Source organism: Bacteroidota bacterium (genome assembly GCA_016720935.1).
GTDB lineage: Bacteria > Bacteroidota > Bacteroidia > AKYH767-A > 2013-40CM-41-45 > JADKJP01.
Genome location: JADKJP010000007.1, coordinates 40,051 through 58,923 on the forward strand (window position 1 = coordinate 40,051; position 18,873 = coordinate 58,923).

Genomic DNA, 18,873 nt, shown 5'->3' on the forward strand with positions numbered 1-18,873 from the left:
AATTATCATGAAACCAAACAGGCTATTTATTACTTTATCATTGATTTCATTTTGTACACTTTTGTTCGCGCAATTACCGGACACAGATATCTTTTTAACCGGAATTAAAAAAGAAGGTGGCAAATACACATTTACAACACCAGAGAACATTACAAAAAGAATAGGCTACGACAATCAGCCTTGTTTCAGTAAGGACGGAAAATCCATTCTGTATGTGAGTGTGGTTGATACGACACAATCGGATATTTATTCTGTGGATTTAGGAAGCAAAAAGATTAGTCAGCTTACCAACACCAAAGAAAGCGAGTTCTCCCCTACTTATAGTCCTGATGGGAAAAACCTGACTGTGGTTCGGGTAGATCAGGATTCAGGTCAGAGAGCATATTTATTACCTGAAAATTTACTTACATCCGCTCAACAAATCAAAGGCACTGATTCGATAGGCTATTTCTGCTGGCTCAACGATTCTCTATTATCCATGTTTATCCTTGGTCCTTCAAATACACTTCAGGTGCTGAATACTCATAGCGGACAGCGTACGTTAATTGCAAGTGATATTGGTCGCTGTTTAAAACTGGCACCGGATAAGAAATCACTCAACTTTGTTGTGAAAGCGAATGAAAAAGAATGGTTCATCTATTCAATGAATATTCAGACATTAAAAACAGAAAGATTGGTTCAGACTATTTCAGGCAATGAAGATTTCGCTTTCCTGCCTGATAACACTTTGTTGATGGGTAGTGAAGGAAAATTGTATAGCTGGAAAGCCGGATCTGACACTCAGTGGAACGAACTGGCAGATTTTAGTTCAACGGTTCATGCTTTTTACAGGATCTCTGTAAATGCTGATGGTTCAAGGCTTGCTTTGGTTGCATTCACAGGACAAAAACCATGAGTCAAATAAACGAACTTGATTATCTCATCGTCGGACAAGGGATCGCGGGTTCGTTGTTATCTCACTATCTACTCAAGCTGGGAAAAAAAATTCTGGTTGTAGAGCCCTTTACCGCTTCATCTTCATCACAAGTAGCAGCAGGCTTGGTTCATCCAATCACCGGACGTCGTCTTGTTAAAACCTGGATGGCTGACACTGCATTTCCCTTTGCGTTTTCATTCTACAAGGAATTTGAAAAAGAAACAGGAACCAGCCTATTCCATTCCATGAAAATTCTGGAAATCGTTACGAACGCGAAACAGTGGAATGACTGGAGCGGCCGTAAATCAGATCCTGAAATGCGGAACCTGATTGGTGAGCCAATTGATGAACAAGAGTACAAAAAGGTTTTACAACCATTTCTTCATTTTGTACCTGTATTAAACAGCGGCTGGTTGAATATGCCCGCATTTACGCATTCAATCAAAACAAAACTTAAGGAACAAAGTCAATTTCTGGAGGAACACTTTGAGCATGATAAGCTAGAAATTAGTAATGACGGTGTTTCCTACAAAAATTATCAAGCCGGAAAAATCATTTTCTGCGAAGGATATAAAATCTCAGAAAATCCATTTTGGTCATGGGTTCCAATGTTACCTGCAAAAGGAGAAATTCTCACGATAGAAGCTCCGGAACTTCCGGAGAATCATATTCTGATGAAAAGTATTTTCATTGTTCCTATTGGCAATACTTTGTTTCGTGTCGGTTCAACTTATTCCTGGAATCCTTTGGATGAAATTCCTACTGAAGGTGCTTTGCAGAAATTAGTGGAACAATTAAAGGAAGTAATCAATGTTCCATTCACAGTTGTCGGACATAAGGCTGGTGTCAGACCAACCGTCAAAGACAGAAGACCATTAATTGGCAGACACCCTGTGCATGAAAACCTTTTTCTTTTTAACGGACTTGGAACAAAAGGAGTATCCCTTGGTCCATATTTTGCGTCACATTTTATTGATCACCTTGAAAATGGGTCTCCGCTTGACCCGGAAGTAAATGTCAGTCGGTTTAAAGATCTCTACAGGAAAATCAGTTAACCGGATTTTGCAAGGCTTTCAATCTTTCCAATAATGGAGGATGAGAATAATGAACAAAAGCATAAGCCGGATGTGGAGTAAGGTTGCTGAGGTTATCCACAGAAAGTTTTTTCAAGGCAGTAACCAGATCAGCAGCATTACTGGTTTTTCTTGCAAAAGCATCAGCTTCGAATTCATGTTTTCTCGAAATCACATTCATGAAAATACTCAGCAGATGTGAAACCGGAGTATACAGGATTCCAAAGGCAAGAATATTTAAATGAAAGGAAGCGTCAATTGAACCGAGAGCAATTGCAAGTTCCTTATTCCCGAGAAAAAATGACAAGAAAAAAAACATTAGTCCTGTTTGTAACAATCCAAGCAACAAACCGGTTCGCGTATGTTTCAGCTGGTAATGTCCCGTCTCATGAGCAAGCACCGCGACCAACTCATCCGTAGAATGTTTTTCAATGAGGGTATCGTAAAGTACAATTTTCTTTTTCTTTCCCAGCCCGCTGAAAAAAGCGTTCGCTTTTGAGGATCGTTTGGAACCGTTCATCACAAAAATATTATTCAATGCAAAGCCCGCATTCCGGCAATATTTTTCAATGGCTGTTCTCAACTCTCCTTCCGGTAAGGGTGTCAATTTGTTGAACATTGGAATAATCCAGGATGCATAAAACATGGTAGCGAAAAGCATGATAATGGAAACAGTTAGCCATGCCAACCACCAGAAATTCGATCCTGTGCCAGTATAAATCAGCACCAAAACAGATAGTAAAATTCCCCCGATAATTACTCCAAGCAACATCCCTTTCAGTTTGTCCGCAATAAAAACAGAGGGAGTCATTTTGTTGAAACCATATTTTTCTTCAATTACAAATATTTTATATAATTCAAACGGGATTTGTAACACTGCTGATCCAAAAGATAAGATCCCGAAAAAAAGCAAAGCCAAAAGTACAGGGTGATTTGTGTATTGCCGGAGAAATAAATCGAGCCAGCCAAAAACACCCAGACTAAGCATCAGAATTGTAATCAGGAGACTTAGTCCGCCTGAAATCCAGGAAAACTTCTGATTAGTTTTATAGTACTGTTGACTCAATGCGTACTTTTCCGGATCGTAAATGTCTTTACATGCTTCGGGCAACTCAGGTTTCAGCAATTTCAGATTCAGCAGATCAAGTACAAATTCAAAAATTGAATCCGCAATCAAGATAAGCAGCATAAAAATGAGCAGCGGATGCATGTTTCTATCAATAAGCTCCTGCCCTCTTTCTCAGAAACCATTCAAGGCTTAGTAAAGCAAGCAAAAGGAAAAAGACCAATTTGATATTCACCAGATCCTGGAGTTTGTAATGAGCGTAAGAGACGGTTTTAATGTCCTCCCTGGCTAACAATGCATTTTGCAGTTCCGTCAATTGATTTGGATAAAACAACTCTCCGCCATTTTTATGAGCAAAATTGTACATCAGTTGATGGTCAGCGGAAGTCTCAGTTTGTTCTGCCTGCAGAGCGCTTACAGAGAAAGCACCTTCTGCGGTGTATACTTTATCACCCAACTTAACGGAGGATTTATATTTGTATTCTCCGGCACTGAGATATCCTGCACTGAGTGAATATGCTCTTTCCGTCTTTGAAAAAGTATACGGAAAGGATTTCTTTTCAGTATTTGTGATGGTCAGATTAATATCAGGAGTATTGATCAATTCGTAATTGTCATTGTATACTTCAGCATCAAAGCTGACGGGTTCATTTTCAGCAAAACTGTTTTTCACACTGATTTTAAAATGTGTCTTATTTTCCCTGGTACAGAGATTTTGAATGGTTTTGGTCAGAATTTCAGTAAAGGCATTAAACTGATCGTGCTGACGAAAATCCGCGAGCTTCCATCTCCAGATTCCTTCTCCGCACAAGACTCCGGTTTTTGATTCTCCGGATTCAAAAAACACCAGCAATGGATCTTCAGTAGAAACAGCGCCAATTTGTTGATTCAGCAATACCGCATTTGACGCAGTCAATGTATATCTGCCGAACGGAGCTAACAAGGGAGGAAATTCAGGCAGGATGTGTCGCGTCTCATCACTGAGTGTGAAAAGCGAAAATCCCGGGTTCACTGCTGCCTGTACAGGATTCGATTTATCCAGGCTTCCGGAAATGCTTAGTCCGGTATTCAAAGCGTTGAAAGCACGAACATTTGTTTGTGTACCCAGAATATAGAGTATCGGAATTCGGGCTTCGGCTGCTTTACGAATGATCGCAGCTGCATCGTGTTTTCCGGATGGAAGGTTGTGCAGAATCAGCAAATTATAATCCCTTAATGATTCATTTGCATCCTCAACACCTGCAATTTTCACTGCGTAGTTCTGAGATGCTTCTATTGTGGTTTTGATTACTCCCAAATCCGGATGCGGAGCATCAGAAACCAGGTATATTTTTTGTTTGTTCTCGAGTACTTCAATATAAATATCCCGTGAATTGTTATCCAGAGTTATTTCTCCATTGACACTGCTCAGCGAAAGTTTGTAGTGAAGAATACCCTTCTTTTTTGCATCGAGGATAACCGGAACTTCCTGATTGAAATTATTTCCACTCACAGAAATGGTGCGTGAAAACAAAACGACAGAATCTTGTTTTACAGTAAGTGTTGTCTGAGCACCGGAACATTGTTTCGCGGCAACCATTATTTGAACAGGAAAGGAATTGCCCAGATAGACAATTTTGTTAAAGGAAACGTTTTTGATCAGAAGATCTTTCTGTATGCTGGTATCACCAAGAGCAATTGTATAAACCGGCACTTTCAAACTTGTACCACTATAAACCGGGTTGCTGCCCCTGTTGTACAGACCATCACTCGCGATGACCAATGCACCTACATTTCTGTTTCCATAACGTACATTCACTTCATCCAGAAGTCCGGAAAAGTCAGTTTGCTGTTCATTATATGTATAATCAATATTCTCTTGTATTCGGTCACCCCAGGATATCGTTTTGACATCGTACTTGTCTTTAACGGCATCTATAAATTTCTGAACATTTCCGGGGTATGTCTGACGATAATAGACCGAATCTTTATTCAATAAGATACTTCTGGAATTATCCTGAGCGAAAACAAGGATGGGTTTTTCTGTTTCCCTGGAATTGATTTTGATCAAGGGCGTTAAAAGCAGGAAAGCCAGTATGGTAACAACAACAGCCCTGAAAACAAAAAGCATACGGCGCAGCCAGACATTTAGTGCTTCCAGGCTTTTTTCATTTCTGTAAAGCAAGACTGCGTAACCAATGCCAAGGGCAATGCAAAATATTAACCACCAAAGCGGTTGTTCTGTAATGAGTTGAAATTTCATACCGGGTCGTCAAATATAATCAATGAAAACGATTGCTATGAACTGGATCAGAAGAACGTTTGCACAAACGAAATATTCACAAGAACAATGAATGGAAAATGAGTTTAAGCGATAAAAATCCCTCATGTTCCCACTAAAAACAAAACGTCCTCCCGAAGGAAGACGTTTTGTACACCGTTGATTTGTAAGCCGGGTTCTGTCCCCTGATGCAAGCACCAGGGTTTCTATCATTTATCTGGGATGTCATTTGCACAACACCTCTATCGACCTACCCGCCAGGGGTTTGGACGAGCCGCCCTTACTGCCCAAAGGCATACCCTGACTTATTTGGTCTTTCAACTCCTGAGGTTTTCCCGCGCATCCATCGCTGAATACGCCGTGAGCTCTTACCTCACGGTTTCACCCTTATCCCGCTGTAGCGGGACGGTTTAGTTTCTGTGGCACTATCTGTAATCTGAGAATTTCTTCTCAAACTCCTTCCTGTTAGGAAGCAGGACGCCCTTTGTTGCCCGGACTTTCCTCCCTTCTGACGAATCAGAAAGGCGATAGAACCATCAACGATGATAAAGAACATTTCTTTCGACAAAGATAGCAAATCCTAAGGGATGCCGTTTAGGTTCAAGGGGAAACGGACGGGATTGCATTTCCGTCAAGTCCGGAAGTGTCCGACTATACAATCTTCTGCATTTTAAATATTTAATAACATTTTCATCGAAGGCTTTGCCTATTTTTGCGCCGTCAAAAACAATCGCTCCTTTCAAGCGTTGTTTTGTAATCTTTAGCCCCTTTATGAAATTTAAATTACGCTTCCTGCTCTTCCTGTTCATTTCTATTTTCACAATGTCCGTTTCTGCCCAAAATCATACAGTGAGTGGGTTTGTTAAGGAAGAAGAAACAGGTGAATCTCTCCTCGGAACCAATGTTTACATCAAGGAAACACTTAAAGGTACCAGTACCAATCAATACGGTTTTTATTCAATTACCGTTCCTGCCGGGAAGTACACTCTTGTCTTTTCCTATCTCGGATTTGTCACACAAGAGATGCCCCTTGATTTGAGTGCCGACAGAAGAATAAATGTCAGCCTCAAAAGTGTTGCCATACAGACAAAGGAAGTCAATATTTCAGCTGAACGTGAAGATCGTAATGTCCAGAGCATTGACATGGGCAAGGAAAAAATTGAAGTTGAAAAAATCAAACAGCTTCCTGCCTTCATGGGTGAAGTGGACATTTTGAAAACGATTCAATTGCTCCCGGGTGTTCAATCGGCCGGGGAAGGCAACAGTGGATTCTATGTGAGAGGTGGCGGTCCAGATCAAAATCTGATTTTACTTGATGAAGCCAATGTTTACAATGCTTCGCATTTGTTTGGTTTTTTCTCTGTGTTCAATGCGGATGCAGTGCAAAACATCACCCTTACCAAAGGTGGAATGCCGGCTAATTACGGAGGCCGACTTGCCTCGGTTCTCGACATTCAAATGAAAGAAGGGAATAACCGGAAGTATAGTGCTGAAGGCGGTATTGGTTTCGTTTCATCCCGATTGACTATCCAGGGTCCGATTAAACAAGATACAGGATCATTTATCATATCGGGAAGAAGAACATTTATTGATTTGTTCTTCAGCCCTCCTTTCGTTAAGAAGACTTCGAATATCTATGGAAATAAATATTATTTCTATGACCTGAACGCGAAATTAAATTACCGTCTGAGTGACAGGGACCGATTGTTTATCAGTGGTTATTTTGGAAGAGATGTATTCCGTTATAAGAGCCCGGATTCTGATTTTTCAATCAATGTTCCCTGGGGAAATACGACGGGTACTCTACGCTGGAATCACCTGTTCAATAATAAATTGTTTATGAATACCGCTTTGATTTATACTGATTATCAGTTTGAATTCGAAGGCGGACAGGATGCTTTTACATTTAAATTATTTTCGGGAATTACAGACTATAATTTAAAAAGTGATTTCACCTGGTTACCAAATGTGAAACACAATGTAAAATTCGGCGGGCAATATATTTTCCACGTGTTTGTACCCAGCAATGCTTCCGCTAAATCGGGGGATGTGGTATTTGACCTCGGAAAAGTTCTCAAGAATTATGCGCATGACGGCTGCATCTATGTAAACGATGAATTTGACCTGAGTAATACCATCAAATTAAATGGTGGATTAAGGTACACCGTATTCCAGCAGGTGGGTCCGTTTGATCGTTTCAACAGGAGCCCCACCAATGGGAATGTTATAGATACGGTTCATTATGAATCAGGAAAAAATGTGAAGACCTATTCAAACCTTGAACCACGTTTTTCCACACGTTTTAGTTTGAGTCCGCGCTCTTCCATCAAAGCGTCTTATACACAAAACTATCAGTATATCCACCTCGCCTCGTTGTCAGGAGTTTCTTTGCCTACTGACACATGGATCCCAAGCACAGACCAGGTGAAGCCTCAATTTGGCACTCAATATGCTTTGGGTTATTTCAGAAATTTCAAGAACAATACTTACGAAACTAGTCTGGAGGTATATTATAAAGAAATGAAGAACCAGGTTGAATTCAAAGAAGGTTACCTTCCGGAGAATACTGTGAATGACAACATCGACAATAATTTTGTTTATGGTAAAGGTTGGAGTTACGGTGCCGAATTATTTTTAAAGAAAGCAAAAGGAAACTTCAGTGGATGGATTGGATATACTCTCGCCTGGACCAAGCGTAAATTCCCTGATTTGAACCTTGGCAACACATTCTTTGCCAAGTATGACAGGAGACATGATGTTTCCGTTGTACTGACTTATGAAATGGGAACCCGCTGGGTATTTGGCGCAACCTGGGTTTATGCGACCGGAAACCTGAATACTTTCCCTCAAAGATTGTATGTATTATCAAATGGTGATGTAGTACAGGATTATGGCGGGCAAAGAAACAATTACCGTTTGCCGGCCTATCATCGTCTGGATCTGAGTGCAACGATCAAGAGTAAACCCGGCAAGAAATACGAGTCCAGCTGGAACTTCAGTATTTTCAATGCTTACAACAGGTACAATCCATACATCATTTATTTTGATTCAAAGACGGAAGAAAATTCCATTGAAATTCAGGCAAAGCAAATTTCCCTCTTCCCTATTATCCCCAGTGTCACTTACAATTTCAAGTTCTAAGGCAATTCTCAATTTCAGCAAACGAATTATGAAAATAAATAAACACATCCTTTTCCTTTTCTCTGTTGTATTTTCTATATCAGTGCTTACTGCCTGTGAAAAAAATGTGACAGTAGAAATACCAGAAGCCGATACACAATTGGTTGTGGAAGGCTATATTGAAACGGGCGTCAATCCATTTGTCATTTTGTCAAAGACACTTCCCTTCTTCGGGTCCATTAATACCAGTACGACAAGTTTACTTGCCAATACAGTTACAGGTGCTTTGGTTACCATCAATGATGGTACCGTTATAGATACCCTGAAACAGCTTGCCGGAGTGGATTACGGTATTTACACTACTACGAATGTAGTTGGAGAGGTTGGCAAATCATATATTCTCACCGTTGTTGTAAATGGTAAAACACTTCGTGCAGTCACCAGTATTCCCAATCCGGTTCATCTTGACAGTGTCTGGTGGAAAGTGGATGGACAAAGGGACTCACTCGGGTTCGCATGGGCACATCTGACAGATCCTGATACGCTTGGTAATTGTTACCGTTGGTTTGCAAAAAGGATTAACAGATATACCTATGGTGATGATATTGGAAAGGTGAAAGACTCTATCTTTATTGCTCCACAAGGATCCGCATCGGAAGATAAATTTTTCAATGGACGTAGCTTTGATTTTAATGCCTTCCGTGGACAATCCAAAAATTCTCAAAAGGCGGATGATCAGGATTTCGAAAGAATATTTTTCAATCGTGGCGATACGATTGTTGTAAAATTCTGCAGTATCGATCGGGCTCACTTTGAATTCTGGAGAACTGAAGAAACCCAGATTGGGAATAATGGAAATCCATTTGGCTCCCCTGCTCCTATCACTTCTAATATTGAAGGAGGACTCGGAATCTGGGGTGGATATGCTACCACCTTCGATACTATCATCGCGAGATAATTAATTCAATACTCATGCGGAACGCCTACTTTCGTAATCCTTTACAGATTACGTGAAACGAACAGCCTTTCTTTTATCCTGCATGATTTTATTCTCTTTGCTCAGCAAAGCACAGGGAGCTTTAGAATTTCATGTCACTGACAGTATCACAGGATTCCCCTTATTTGGAGTGTCTGTAGGCATTGAAGGCACCAGTCTGGGCAGTACAACTGATGCAAATGGAAATATTTCATTCAATGAATTAAAAAATGGGAATTACGAAATCGCATTTGTATTGATTTCCTACAAACAAAAAAAAATCCCGGTTACTATTCCAACCCGAATACCGTCTCCAATAAACATAAGACTAGTTCCTCTTCAACAAGATTTGAATGAAGTAATTATTAGTACAACCAGAACAAATTCAAGAATTGAAGATCAACCGGTAAAAATAGAAGTGATCGGAACGGAGGATCTTGATGAAGAAAGTTCACTCGAACCGGAAACAATATCTAGTTTGCTCGGAGATCTTGCAGGTATCAGCACTCAGCAAACGTCGCAGGTCAATGGAAACACTGAAATAAAAATCCAGGGCCTTGATGGTAAATACACCAAACTCCTTCGGGACGGATTGCCTCTCTTTGAAGGTTTCTCAGGAGGATTTGGAATTCTTGATTTGCCACCACTGGATTTGAAACAAGTTGAACTGATCAAAGGTCCCGCCTCAACTCTTTACGGCAATGGTGCAGTTGCAGGACTAGTCAATCTTATCTCCAAAGAACCGGCAGACAGCACGCAGTTGACTGTTGATTTGAATCAGACTACACTTTCTGAAACCAATTTGAATGCCTACTATTCGAAAAAAGGGAAAAACACCGGCTTGAGTATTTTTGCCGGTGCAACCCATCAATTGCCAGCGGATGTGAATCATGACGGTTATTCAGATGCGCCCAAGAATGATAACGTATTTTTTCATCCCCGATTTTTCTTTTATCCAAAAAACAAATCTCAGATCAGGATTGGAATATCTTATTTAAATGATCGAAATATGGGAGGTAAAATGGAAGACATTGGCAAAGAAATTCCGGCTTCTGCTACATTTTACTCCCTTGATCGGTCACAAAGATTTACCATTGACTATGCCTACATTCAAAATTCAGATTCCAAAAACCAATGGAATATCAAAGGAAGCATGAGTAATGTGAGTCGCAATACATTATTTAAAGACGCAAGGATTGAAGTAAATCAATTGCTTATTTATCAGGAGGTAAGCAGAAATTTTAATTTTAAAAAACACACTCTGGTTACAGGTGTGAATTACAATGGATCTTACTATAGTTTGCTTACCAATCACAATCAGATTTATCAGGAAAAGGGAAATTCATTGATCCCCGGAATATTTTTTCAAGATCACTGGACCATCAGCTCCTATTTTATTTTAGAAAGCGGCTTCAGAGTAGACCTGACAGATTTTGAAAAAGTCATTCCACTTCCGGCAATTTCTTTGCTTGCGCATTGGAATAAGCATCTGAGTTCAAGAATTGGTGCGGCCTTTGGTTACCAGCTTCCCGAAAATCTTCCTTCACAAATTTGGGAGTCAGGACAAACAATTATTCCGGAATCGCATGCAAAAGAAGAAAGATCTGCAGGCTGTAATGGTGACATTCAATACAAATCATTTTTTGGGAAGACAACTATCACCCTGAACCAATCATTCTTCTATACAAGGATTCAAGACCCGGTTGTATTTGTTGATTCATTTCCAAGAGTTCTGATTTTGAATGATCCCGGAAATATCACCTCTATGGGAACAGAAAGTTATGTTCGTATTGAACGTGATCCCTTTGAAGTGTATCTGGGATATGTGTACACCAATTCTGAAAATCTCATTTCGGAAAAACACATTCATTCCATCCTGGTTTCACCGCACAAATTTGCCGGAACCTTAGTTGTGGAACCCGTGGAATCCTGGAAATTCGGTTTCGAAGGTGCCTACACTTCTTATCAATACTTATCCGATGGCCGTAAAGCTCCCGGATTTTGGTTTGGAGCATTAATGGCTCAACATCATTTTCAGAAATTTGTGATTACGCTGAATTGTGAAAACCTGTTTGACTTTAAACAAAGCGATCACGAAAATCTCGTCGATGCTACCACACAACCTCCTCGTTTTAAGGATGTATGGGGTCCTACACTGGGTCGTATTGTGAATCTGTCGATCCGATATTCAATCCGCTAAATGAACGGTATTTTGAAGTAAAAATCCATTCCATTTTCGTATTTTTGCATTCCAATTCGGAGGAATTATGTCAAACGAAAATGAACATGTAAAATGCCTGATCATCGGTTCCGGACCGGCAGGATATACAGCAGCCATTTATGCTGCGAGAGCGGATATGAAACCTGTAATGTACCAGGGATTACAACCGGGCGGTCAGCTTACCATTACCACTGAAGTAGAAAATTATCCGGGTTATCCAAAAGGTACTATGGGTCCGGAAATGATGGAAGATTTTAAAGCTCAGGCTGAGCGTTTCGGAACAGATATTCGCTTTGGTTATGCGACGTCCGTTGATTTTACCGGACCTGTACATAAAGTTGTTGTTGATGAAACAAAAACCATCACAGCGGATTCCGTGATCATTGCTACAGGTGCTTCCGCAAAATGGCTGGGTCTTGAATCCGAACAAAGACTGAATGGTTTCGGTGTTTCCGCCTGTGCAGTTTGCGACGGTTTCTTTTTCAAAGGACAGGATGTTGCCATTGTTGGTGCCGGAGATACGGCGGCGGAAGAAGCAACCTATCTTGCCAAGCTTTGTAAGAAAGTTTATATGATTGTTCGTCGTGATGAAATGCGTGCAAGTAAAGCCATGCAACATCGTGTATTGAACACTCCGAATATTGAAGTGTTGTACAACAGCCAGACGAAAGAAGTTGTCGGCGGAAAATCCGTTGAAGGGGTGATTGTCACCAATTCAAAAACCGGAACTGAGCGTACATTGGAAGTGACAGGATTCTTTGTCGCGATTGGACATCAGCCCAATTCAGACATCTTTAAGCCCTGGCTCGAAATGGATGAAACCGGTTATATCAAAACAATTCCGGGAACGTCAAAAACGAATATCGAAGGTGTATTCGCAGCCGGTGATGTAGCTGACAAAGTTTATCGTCAGGCAGTAACAGCCGCTGGCACAGGATGTATGGCAGCATTAGACGCGGAGAGATATCTGGCAGGCAAAGGGATACATTGATCAATACAGTGCTTTGACATTGTACAGGCATATTTTCAGGTTTACACACTTTCAAATTGAACCATCATGTGGAAAGAAGAAAACAATTGTTTGTGTGCCAATTTCGAATTTAAAGATTTTATTCAGGCTTTCACCTTTATGACAAGGGTGGCTTTTGTAGCTGAAAAAATGAACCATCATCCTGAATGGAAAAATGTATGGAACAAAGTTGAAATTCGCTTGTCCACTCACGATGCCGGGGATATTGTAACAGAAAAAGACAAAAAATTAGCCGCCGAAATTGATAAGATTTTTCTGGAATTCAGGCATTAAAGACAACAGAAATGTATTTTGTTCAACGAATGATATATTCTTCGTGTGGCATCATCTTATCCCAGGTTGAACTTGCATTTATGGTTATCTTGTAGTTTGTGCAATCACAAAATAAATTCTTTCCTCTCACAAAGCAGCTGCGACTGCTGGTTATGCACAATTCTTTTGAATCATAGACAATTCCTTCATAACGGATTTCATTCTTTTCAAATCCAAACTTATTTCCGAGCTGATATCCGAAGGACCATGAAGTACCCGAAACCCAGTCCGGAACATAGTAAACCATTGCCCAGGCTTCTTTCTCAATTTGATTTAAAGGTGTGTAAATAACATGATAACCATCTGACATTCGGGCAAAAGTCCATTGTGTACCTCCCCGATCCGCATTGTAAGTAGTATACAATTTGCGGGAACCTCTGAGTGCCTTAACGGCACAGGCTAATTCCTTCACTTCATTTCGTTTGTCTGACATGCCAAGAGTTTCATCAAATCTGAAATTCTCCATAGCTGAAGTGTCTACTCTTGTAAATTTGGTGAATGACTGGAAGTAAATATCATTCAACTGGTCGATGTCAAAGAAGTCAAAGCCTGTATTTAAATTGTTCTGATAATCCGACAAAGCCCACCGATCCTCTTTTTTTAACCAGACATGTTCATGATCTTCGAAATAAATGTCCTGGTAAACCGCAGGAATCACCATCCTTGAATAACTGTCCATCAGTCCGAATAAACTGTCTACCTGTACTATAATTCTCTCGTTATATGTTTCAATGATCTTATAAGGCAAATTATTTTCCGGATGCATAAAATCCTGTGTCAGAATTTTATTTCCGTCGAGAGTTTTGAGATAAAAAATTCCTGATTCCAGTCGCTTTATATCCGCATATTCTTCACTTAGTTCCCCGGTAATCAGATTAAAGCCGACTTTATTCCCACCTTTATTGCAGATTGCTGCATCTCCGTTAATGAATATTTCCCGGTGGCCATTTACGTATCTGAAACATTCCAAGTTTGGGTGTGGAGCACAATCATATTCAACAGGAAGAATATATTTTTCCTTCAGCAAAGAATACAAGCCAATTTTATTTCCAATCTTAACCGAAACCAGATCTCTATGAATTGTTGAATTGATATTGACTCCGTATTTGTACTCTTCTTCACACTGTTGGTTTTTCCCATGTGACTTGTCCACCATCCACTTCTTTAATTTGATCAATTCATGACCATTCGAATTGACAATACCAATACTATCTTCAACTGAGAATAAATAATATTTGTTGTAATTCCCGTGCAAACGATCAATCCGTTGGTAACGCATTGGTACTACTACCTGACCCGTTGTATCAATCAACCCGATACGTTTTTTTCTTTCTTTGATTTCCAGAACTCCATTTTTACTATTTTCAATTTCCGCTTTCCGATCTGCCGAAGTGTACAACATTTTTATTTCCGCGAATCCGTCTTTGAATGTGGAAATTTCATAAGGTTCATCGAAGCGATTGAGAAGGTTCACTTTCGCATAAAATTGTTTGTGTTCAGGATCATAATACCCTTCAAGACTTTGCTGTGCCTTCGAATTCAGATTGAAAATAAAAAGCAAGACAAGCAGATATGTCCGAATACTCATAGTGTAAGTGGGAATGGAAATCAGAAGGAAATTCAGCTATCAAAGACTACATTCAAATCTTCACGATCTTTCGTAAATAAGATTTTGTCTTCGAAACAACACGGACAAAATAAATTCCTTTGCGCAGTTCATTCAGCGAAGGGAAAGTGACGATTGTTGATTTTCCACCTGCAACTTCATTTGATATAGTCTGAACTTCCCTTCCCAATTCATCAATTATACTCAATTGAATGGTCTGATTAATTCCGGAATAAAAACTGATTTCAAAATTCTGATTAAATGGATTCGGATAAACACTCAGTAGATTGTCTTCACCGGAACGATTAATGATTGTTCCACCCAGCAACAGATCCGCAACAATAAAGTTAGGGATACCATAACCCAGAGAATCTCCCGGGTTGTTGTAATAATTTGCACTGGCTTCGATAGCATGGAGTACTTCCATATTTGTTTTCAAAGGATGTGCCTGCCACAAACAAGCCGCTGCTCCGGCAAGAACCGGACAAGCGAAGGAAGTACCGCTTCCTCCACCGATAGTACCATCGGAATATGAAATTGTGGTTGAGGATCCTTTGGCAGCAACATTTGGTTTTATATCACCATCAGAAGCCGGTCCCCAACTGCTGAACCCTGATTTGTAGCCAAACTCGTCTACCGACGCCACACTAAGCACACTATCTGCATCGGATGGAGCGGAGATATAATGCCATGGAGAATTTCCCGAATTGCCTGCACTGACTAAAATCAACATTCCCTTTGAGGCGGCAATATCAGCACCCAAGCTGGAAGGACAGGTATTTCCATTCATATCAGCGTAGGTGTGACTCTTTGTTGTATCCTCGAAAGTAGAATAGCCCAGGGAAGACGAAATCATGTCCGCTCCTACGCTATCCGCGAATTCAGCTGCGGAAATCCAATTGTATTCTTCTATAATATTTTCGGTTGGATCATCTTCTGATCTCAGCAACCAGAATGATGCATGTGGCGCAGTTCCGACCAATTGTCCGGGGACATTTCCCGCAATACAAGAGAGTACTGACATGCCATGCGAATTATCCTCATAAACGGAAGCTTCATCAGCTACAAAATCCCAGGTACCCAAAATTTGTCCGGCTGATCGGATACTGTCAAATGGTGCAAGTTGATCTACAGAAAAGAAACCGGCATCCAGCACAGCGATGGTCATTCCTTCGCCTTTAAATCCCGCGTCATGTAAATATTCACCATTCATCAGATGAATCTGATTAAATGACATTCCATAATCCAGGCTCTGAGAACGAGCAAGGGATGCTGTTGAATTGTAAGGAACTCCGCCGGTTTTAAATTTACTTTTCCCATGTGAATTTGGGCGCATCCGGTTTACTGTTGTACTGCTAATTACATAGGGAAGAGCGGAAATTGCCTGGAGCTGAGTTGAATCACATTCGACTGTTACACCGTTCATCCATTTCGAACGTGTAAGTATTCTGGCTCCGGTATTCTGAACACCCAGAACGTATGAGGGATTTACTGGAAGATCATTATCGACGATTGCGATGTTTTGTTGTGCTCTTCTGGCAATTGCCTTTGCAGACAAATAATCCGAAGGAACAGAAATGGAATAAGGTGAATTCAATTTATCCGCGAAGCGAATGAAATGCTTTGTATGTGATTGTGCCAGGCTCAGACAAGGAATGAACAAGAGGCACATGAGTCTTCCAAACATGACTTACCTTTTATAGTTTATTACTTTTAATTGATACTCTACTCCATTCAGAATCAAAACAAGTCCGGAAGGAAGGTGAACAGTGTTCAGGCTGTCTTGTTGTTTGAATACCATTCCTACATGATTAGCATAAATTTCCTTTTTCAAAATCCGGTTGACATTTGATGTAAAATCATTTTGGATGACCGTCACCGACGAATCGAAATTCAAACCATTTAAAGAGAATGGAACATGAATATCCTGGTAGAAATAATCTTCTTCAATAAAATAATTATACGCGTTCCCATTCCAGGTTTTTCTTTCATTAATGGGAAATGAAAGTTTTACAAAACGGATATTGTCTTCAACTCTCTGCGCGGAAGTATTTGTCATTTTTGCAGTCCATAGATTCAGAAAATCCCAGGGAAGTGAATCATTCAATCGTTTGAATCTTGAAATCCGGTAGGCCCAATCCCCTTCCGCGTCCACAAAACCGGAATCAATTTCTTCTCTTATCTGGAAAGAGTAATCATCAATGGCAGTATCGAGATTGAATGGATCATCAATATCCAGGTGAACGATGGAATCGGCCTGGTATTCTATCCAAAATCCCGAGTCGAGCGGAAAATAACCGGCATAGGAATTCTCTATCGAGGGTTGAACGGAATCATCTTTGCAGGATGATAAACATAACAACAGAGCAACACCGATCAGGGAAAATGAATTTCCTAAAGAAAAAATGGTATTTCTGTTTTTCATCATGCTCAAAGTGCCAAGATCAGGCAGCAGATTTTTTGAAATTATCCCGATACTCTTTCAAACGTTTATGGATGACATAAAACCAGATTGGTGGAATCAGCGCAAGATAAATAGCTGAAGCATATCCACCCGGAAGAACCGGACTTTTTTCAAACGTCAGCAAGGTATGATAAGGTTTTGAAGCATAAAAATGGTGGTCGCTATGCCGGCTCAAATCGATCAGGATAAAACGGCTGATGACTTTATCGGTTTGCCAGCTATGGGTTTCGTTGACTCTTTCTTTATCAGTTCTGGATAACCCGTAATGTTCGATATAATTGGTGTATTCCAGGAGAAAATTGGCTGTTAAACTTTGTAAAGCAAATGCAAGTAATGCTATTTTACCTAAAATAAGAGCAATCAAAATATAAAATATACCTGACAAAGTAATATTGACCAATACATAATTCCTTGATCCGAAAGGGTTCACACTTTCATTTTTCAGTCTGGCTGATTCTACCTGCCATGCACTGGTCATTTGCCCGAAAACTGATCTGATAAAAAATCCATAGAGGTTTTCTCCATATTTCGCTGTAGCAGGATCGCGGTCTGTACCTACCCATTTGTGATGAACACGCAGATGTTCAACATAAAAATAGAAATTACTAACACTGAAGAGCAGCAGTTTTCCAAGAACCTGCCAGATTTTTTTCTTCCTGTGTATCATTTCATGGGCAATAATGAGAGAGCTTGATCCTGAATGTACTCCTGTCGATAAGGCCATCCAGAAAATTTGCCAGCCTTCAACCTTTCCAGTCTTTATGGCCATGAAAAATGCTGTTAAGGAGAAAACCTGCATTACAAAATGAAGAACGAGGATTAAATCAGGGACAAAAGCAGATGCATTCACATCCTGCTTTTTATCTTCCGGGAAAAACCACTCCAAAAAGGCAAGAAAACCAAGGGAAAAGACCAGGTTCGAAAGCACCCACCATCCGCCAGCCAAGTTACCGGCAACGGTCATGATTCCGGGCAATAAACTCCAGAAATACTTGTAATTACGTGACGCCGACATCTTAAGCCTGATCTCTTATTTTACAAATTTAATCAATTCCATGAGCTAAGTTGACAGTGTATTGTAACAATTTATCAGACTTTTGTACGTTGATGACCGCGTTGATTTGATTTGAAATAAGTTGATACCTTTAGCCTGTGAATTGAACTTAATGAGAACGACCCTAACCCTTCTGATTGCATTTTTATTTCAGGTTTTGAGTGTTTCCGCACAGGAAAAAAATCTTGAAGCCAATGACCTTGTTCAGTTTTCTGGTATCGTTGTTACCAGTGACAGCCTGAATCCGGTTCCCTACACGAGTATCATGATCAAGAATTCTTACCGTGGAACAGTCGGGGATTATTATGGTTTTTTCTCATTTGTCGCCAAGATGAAAGACACCATTGAATTTCTTGCCATCGGTTATAAAAAAGCAGTGTTTGTTATCCCTGACACTCTGAGTGACCACCGATGCTCCCTGATACAGTTGTTAAAACCTGATACTATTCTTCTGCGGGAAGTAGTCATTTTCCCCTGGCCAACCAAAGAACAATTTAAGGAAGCTTTTCTTCGTTTGCATGTACCTGCTGATGATCTCTCCAGAGCTGAAAAAAACATGGACCCGGGCCGACTTGGAATTTTGTCAGCAGCAATGCCCATGGATGGAAGTATGAATTTCCGGAATTCTATGGAACAGCAAACCAGCAGACTGTATTATGCAGGTCAGTTACCGCCGAATAATTTATTGAACCCGGTTGCCTGGTCACGTTTTATACAAATGTGGCAAAACGGAGATTTTAAAAGAAAAGACAAGACACTTAAAGACGACAATTAA

The 18,873-nt window shown here is 40.3% G+C and carries 14 protein-coding genes and 1 other RNA gene; 8 read left to right on the plus strand and 7 right to left on the minus strand.

Annotated elements, in window-relative coordinates; genetic code table 11:
* Positions 1–7: 7 nt before the first annotated feature.
* Positions 8–895 (plus strand): PD40 domain-containing protein, encoded by an 888-nt coding sequence (locus tag IPP86_14445; GenBank protein ID MBL0139704.1) that lies wholly within the window; start codon positions 8–10, stop codon positions 893–895.
* Positions 892–1,971 carry an FAD-binding oxidoreductase gene (locus IPP86_14450; protein ID MBL0139705.1) on the plus strand — a complete coding sequence of 360 codons (1,080 nt, stop codon included), beginning with the start codon at positions 892–894 and terminating at the stop codon, positions 1,969–1,971. The genes IPP86_14445 and IPP86_14450 overlap by 4 nt, the downstream gene beginning before the upstream one ends.
* Here the strand turns inward: IPP86_14450 and IPP86_14455 are convergent.
* The 3 genes from IPP86_14455 to rnpB all read right to left on the minus strand — a co-directional run bounded on the left by IPP86_14455 (position 1,964) and on the right by rnpB (position 5,859).
* Positions 1,964–3,199: a M48 family metallopeptidase gene (locus IPP86_14455; GenBank protein ID MBL0139706.1), complete on the minus strand. Its 1,236-nt coding sequence runs from the start codon at positions 3,197–3,199 to the stop codon at positions 1,964–1,966. The two genes, IPP86_14450 and IPP86_14455, sit on opposite strands and share 8 nt — an antisense overlap.
* Positions 3,200–3,206: 7 nt before the next feature.
* Complete coding sequence (locus IPP86_14460; protein MBL0139707.1) at positions 3,207–5,297, minus strand: hypothetical protein; 2,091 nt, start codon at positions 5,295–5,297, stop codon at positions 3,207–3,209.
* 169 nt (positions 5,298–5,466) lie between these two features.
* Positions 5,467–5,859: RNase P RNA component class A (rnpB, locus tag IPP86_14465), an RNA gene on the minus strand.
* A 227-nt stretch (positions 5,860–6,086) separates the two neighbouring features.
* On the opposite strand from rnpB, the gene IPP86_14470 reads away from it, so the two are divergent.
* The 5 genes from IPP86_14470 to IPP86_14490 all read left to right on the plus strand — a co-directional run bounded on the left by IPP86_14470 (position 6,087) and on the right by IPP86_14490 (position 12,935).
* On the plus strand, positions 6,087–8,456 hold the full coding sequence (locus tag IPP86_14470) for a TonB-dependent receptor (protein ID MBL0139708.1): 2,370 nt from the start codon (positions 6,087–6,089) through the stop codon (positions 8,454–8,456).
* Positions 8,457–8,484: 28 nt separating this feature from the next.
* Positions 8,485–9,393, plus strand: a complete 909-nt coding sequence (locus IPP86_14475; GenBank protein ID MBL0139709.1) for a DUF4249 domain-containing protein — start codon at positions 8,485–8,487, stop codon at positions 9,391–9,393.
* A gap of 52 nt (positions 9,394–9,445) precedes the next feature.
* Positions 9,446–11,611: a TonB-dependent receptor gene (locus tag IPP86_14480; protein ID MBL0139710.1), complete on the plus strand. Its 2,166-nt coding sequence runs from the start codon at positions 9,446–9,448 to the stop codon at positions 11,609–11,611.
* Between the two features lie 67 nt (positions 11,612–11,678).
* Entirely contained in the window at positions 11,679–12,623 is a 945-nt protein-coding gene (trxB, locus tag IPP86_14485; protein MBL0139711.1) for a thioredoxin-disulfide reductase, read from the plus strand.
* Between the two features lie 66 nt (positions 12,624–12,689).
* On the plus strand, positions 12,690–12,935 hold the full coding sequence (locus IPP86_14490) for a 4a-hydroxytetrahydrobiopterin dehydratase (GenBank protein MBL0139712.1): 246 nt from the start codon (positions 12,690–12,692) through the stop codon (positions 12,933–12,935).
* Positions 12,936–12,957: 22 nt separating this feature from the next.
* Here the strand turns inward: IPP86_14490 and IPP86_14495 are convergent, their stop codons facing one another.
* Genes IPP86_14495 through IPP86_14510 form a run of 4 tightly spaced genes read right to left on the minus strand, consistent with a single transcriptional unit; the run spans position 12,958 to position 18,059 of the window.
* Positions 12,958–14,562 carry a WG repeat-containing protein gene (locus tag IPP86_14495; protein ID MBL0139713.1) on the minus strand — a complete coding sequence of 535 codons (1,605 nt, stop codon included), beginning with the start codon at positions 14,560–14,562 and terminating at the stop codon, positions 12,958–12,960.
* Between the two features lie 52 nt (positions 14,563–14,614).
* The gene (locus IPP86_14500) at positions 14,615–16,267 is read right to left on the minus strand and encodes a S8 family serine peptidase (protein ID MBL0139714.1); all 1,653 of its coding nucleotides are present in this window, start codon (positions 16,265–16,267) and stop codon (positions 14,615–14,617) included.
* A 3-nt stretch (positions 16,268–16,270) separates the two neighbouring features.
* A complete protein-coding gene (locus tag IPP86_14505; protein ID MBL0139715.1) occupies positions 16,271–17,008 on the minus strand; it encodes a hypothetical protein in 738 nt (245 codons plus the stop codon).
* Positions 17,009–17,024: 16 nt separating this feature from the next.
* Positions 17,025–18,059 (minus strand): alkane 1-monooxygenase, encoded by a 1,035-nt coding sequence (locus IPP86_14510; protein MBL0139716.1) that lies wholly within the window; start codon positions 18,057–18,059, stop codon positions 17,025–17,027.
* 151 nt (positions 18,060–18,210) lie between these two features.
* On the opposite strand from IPP86_14510, the gene IPP86_14515 reads away from it, so the two are divergent.
* Positions 18,211–18,873, plus strand: a complete 663-nt coding sequence (locus tag IPP86_14515) for a carboxypeptidase-like regulatory domain-containing protein (GenBank protein MBL0139717.1) — start codon at positions 18,211–18,213, stop codon at positions 18,871–18,873.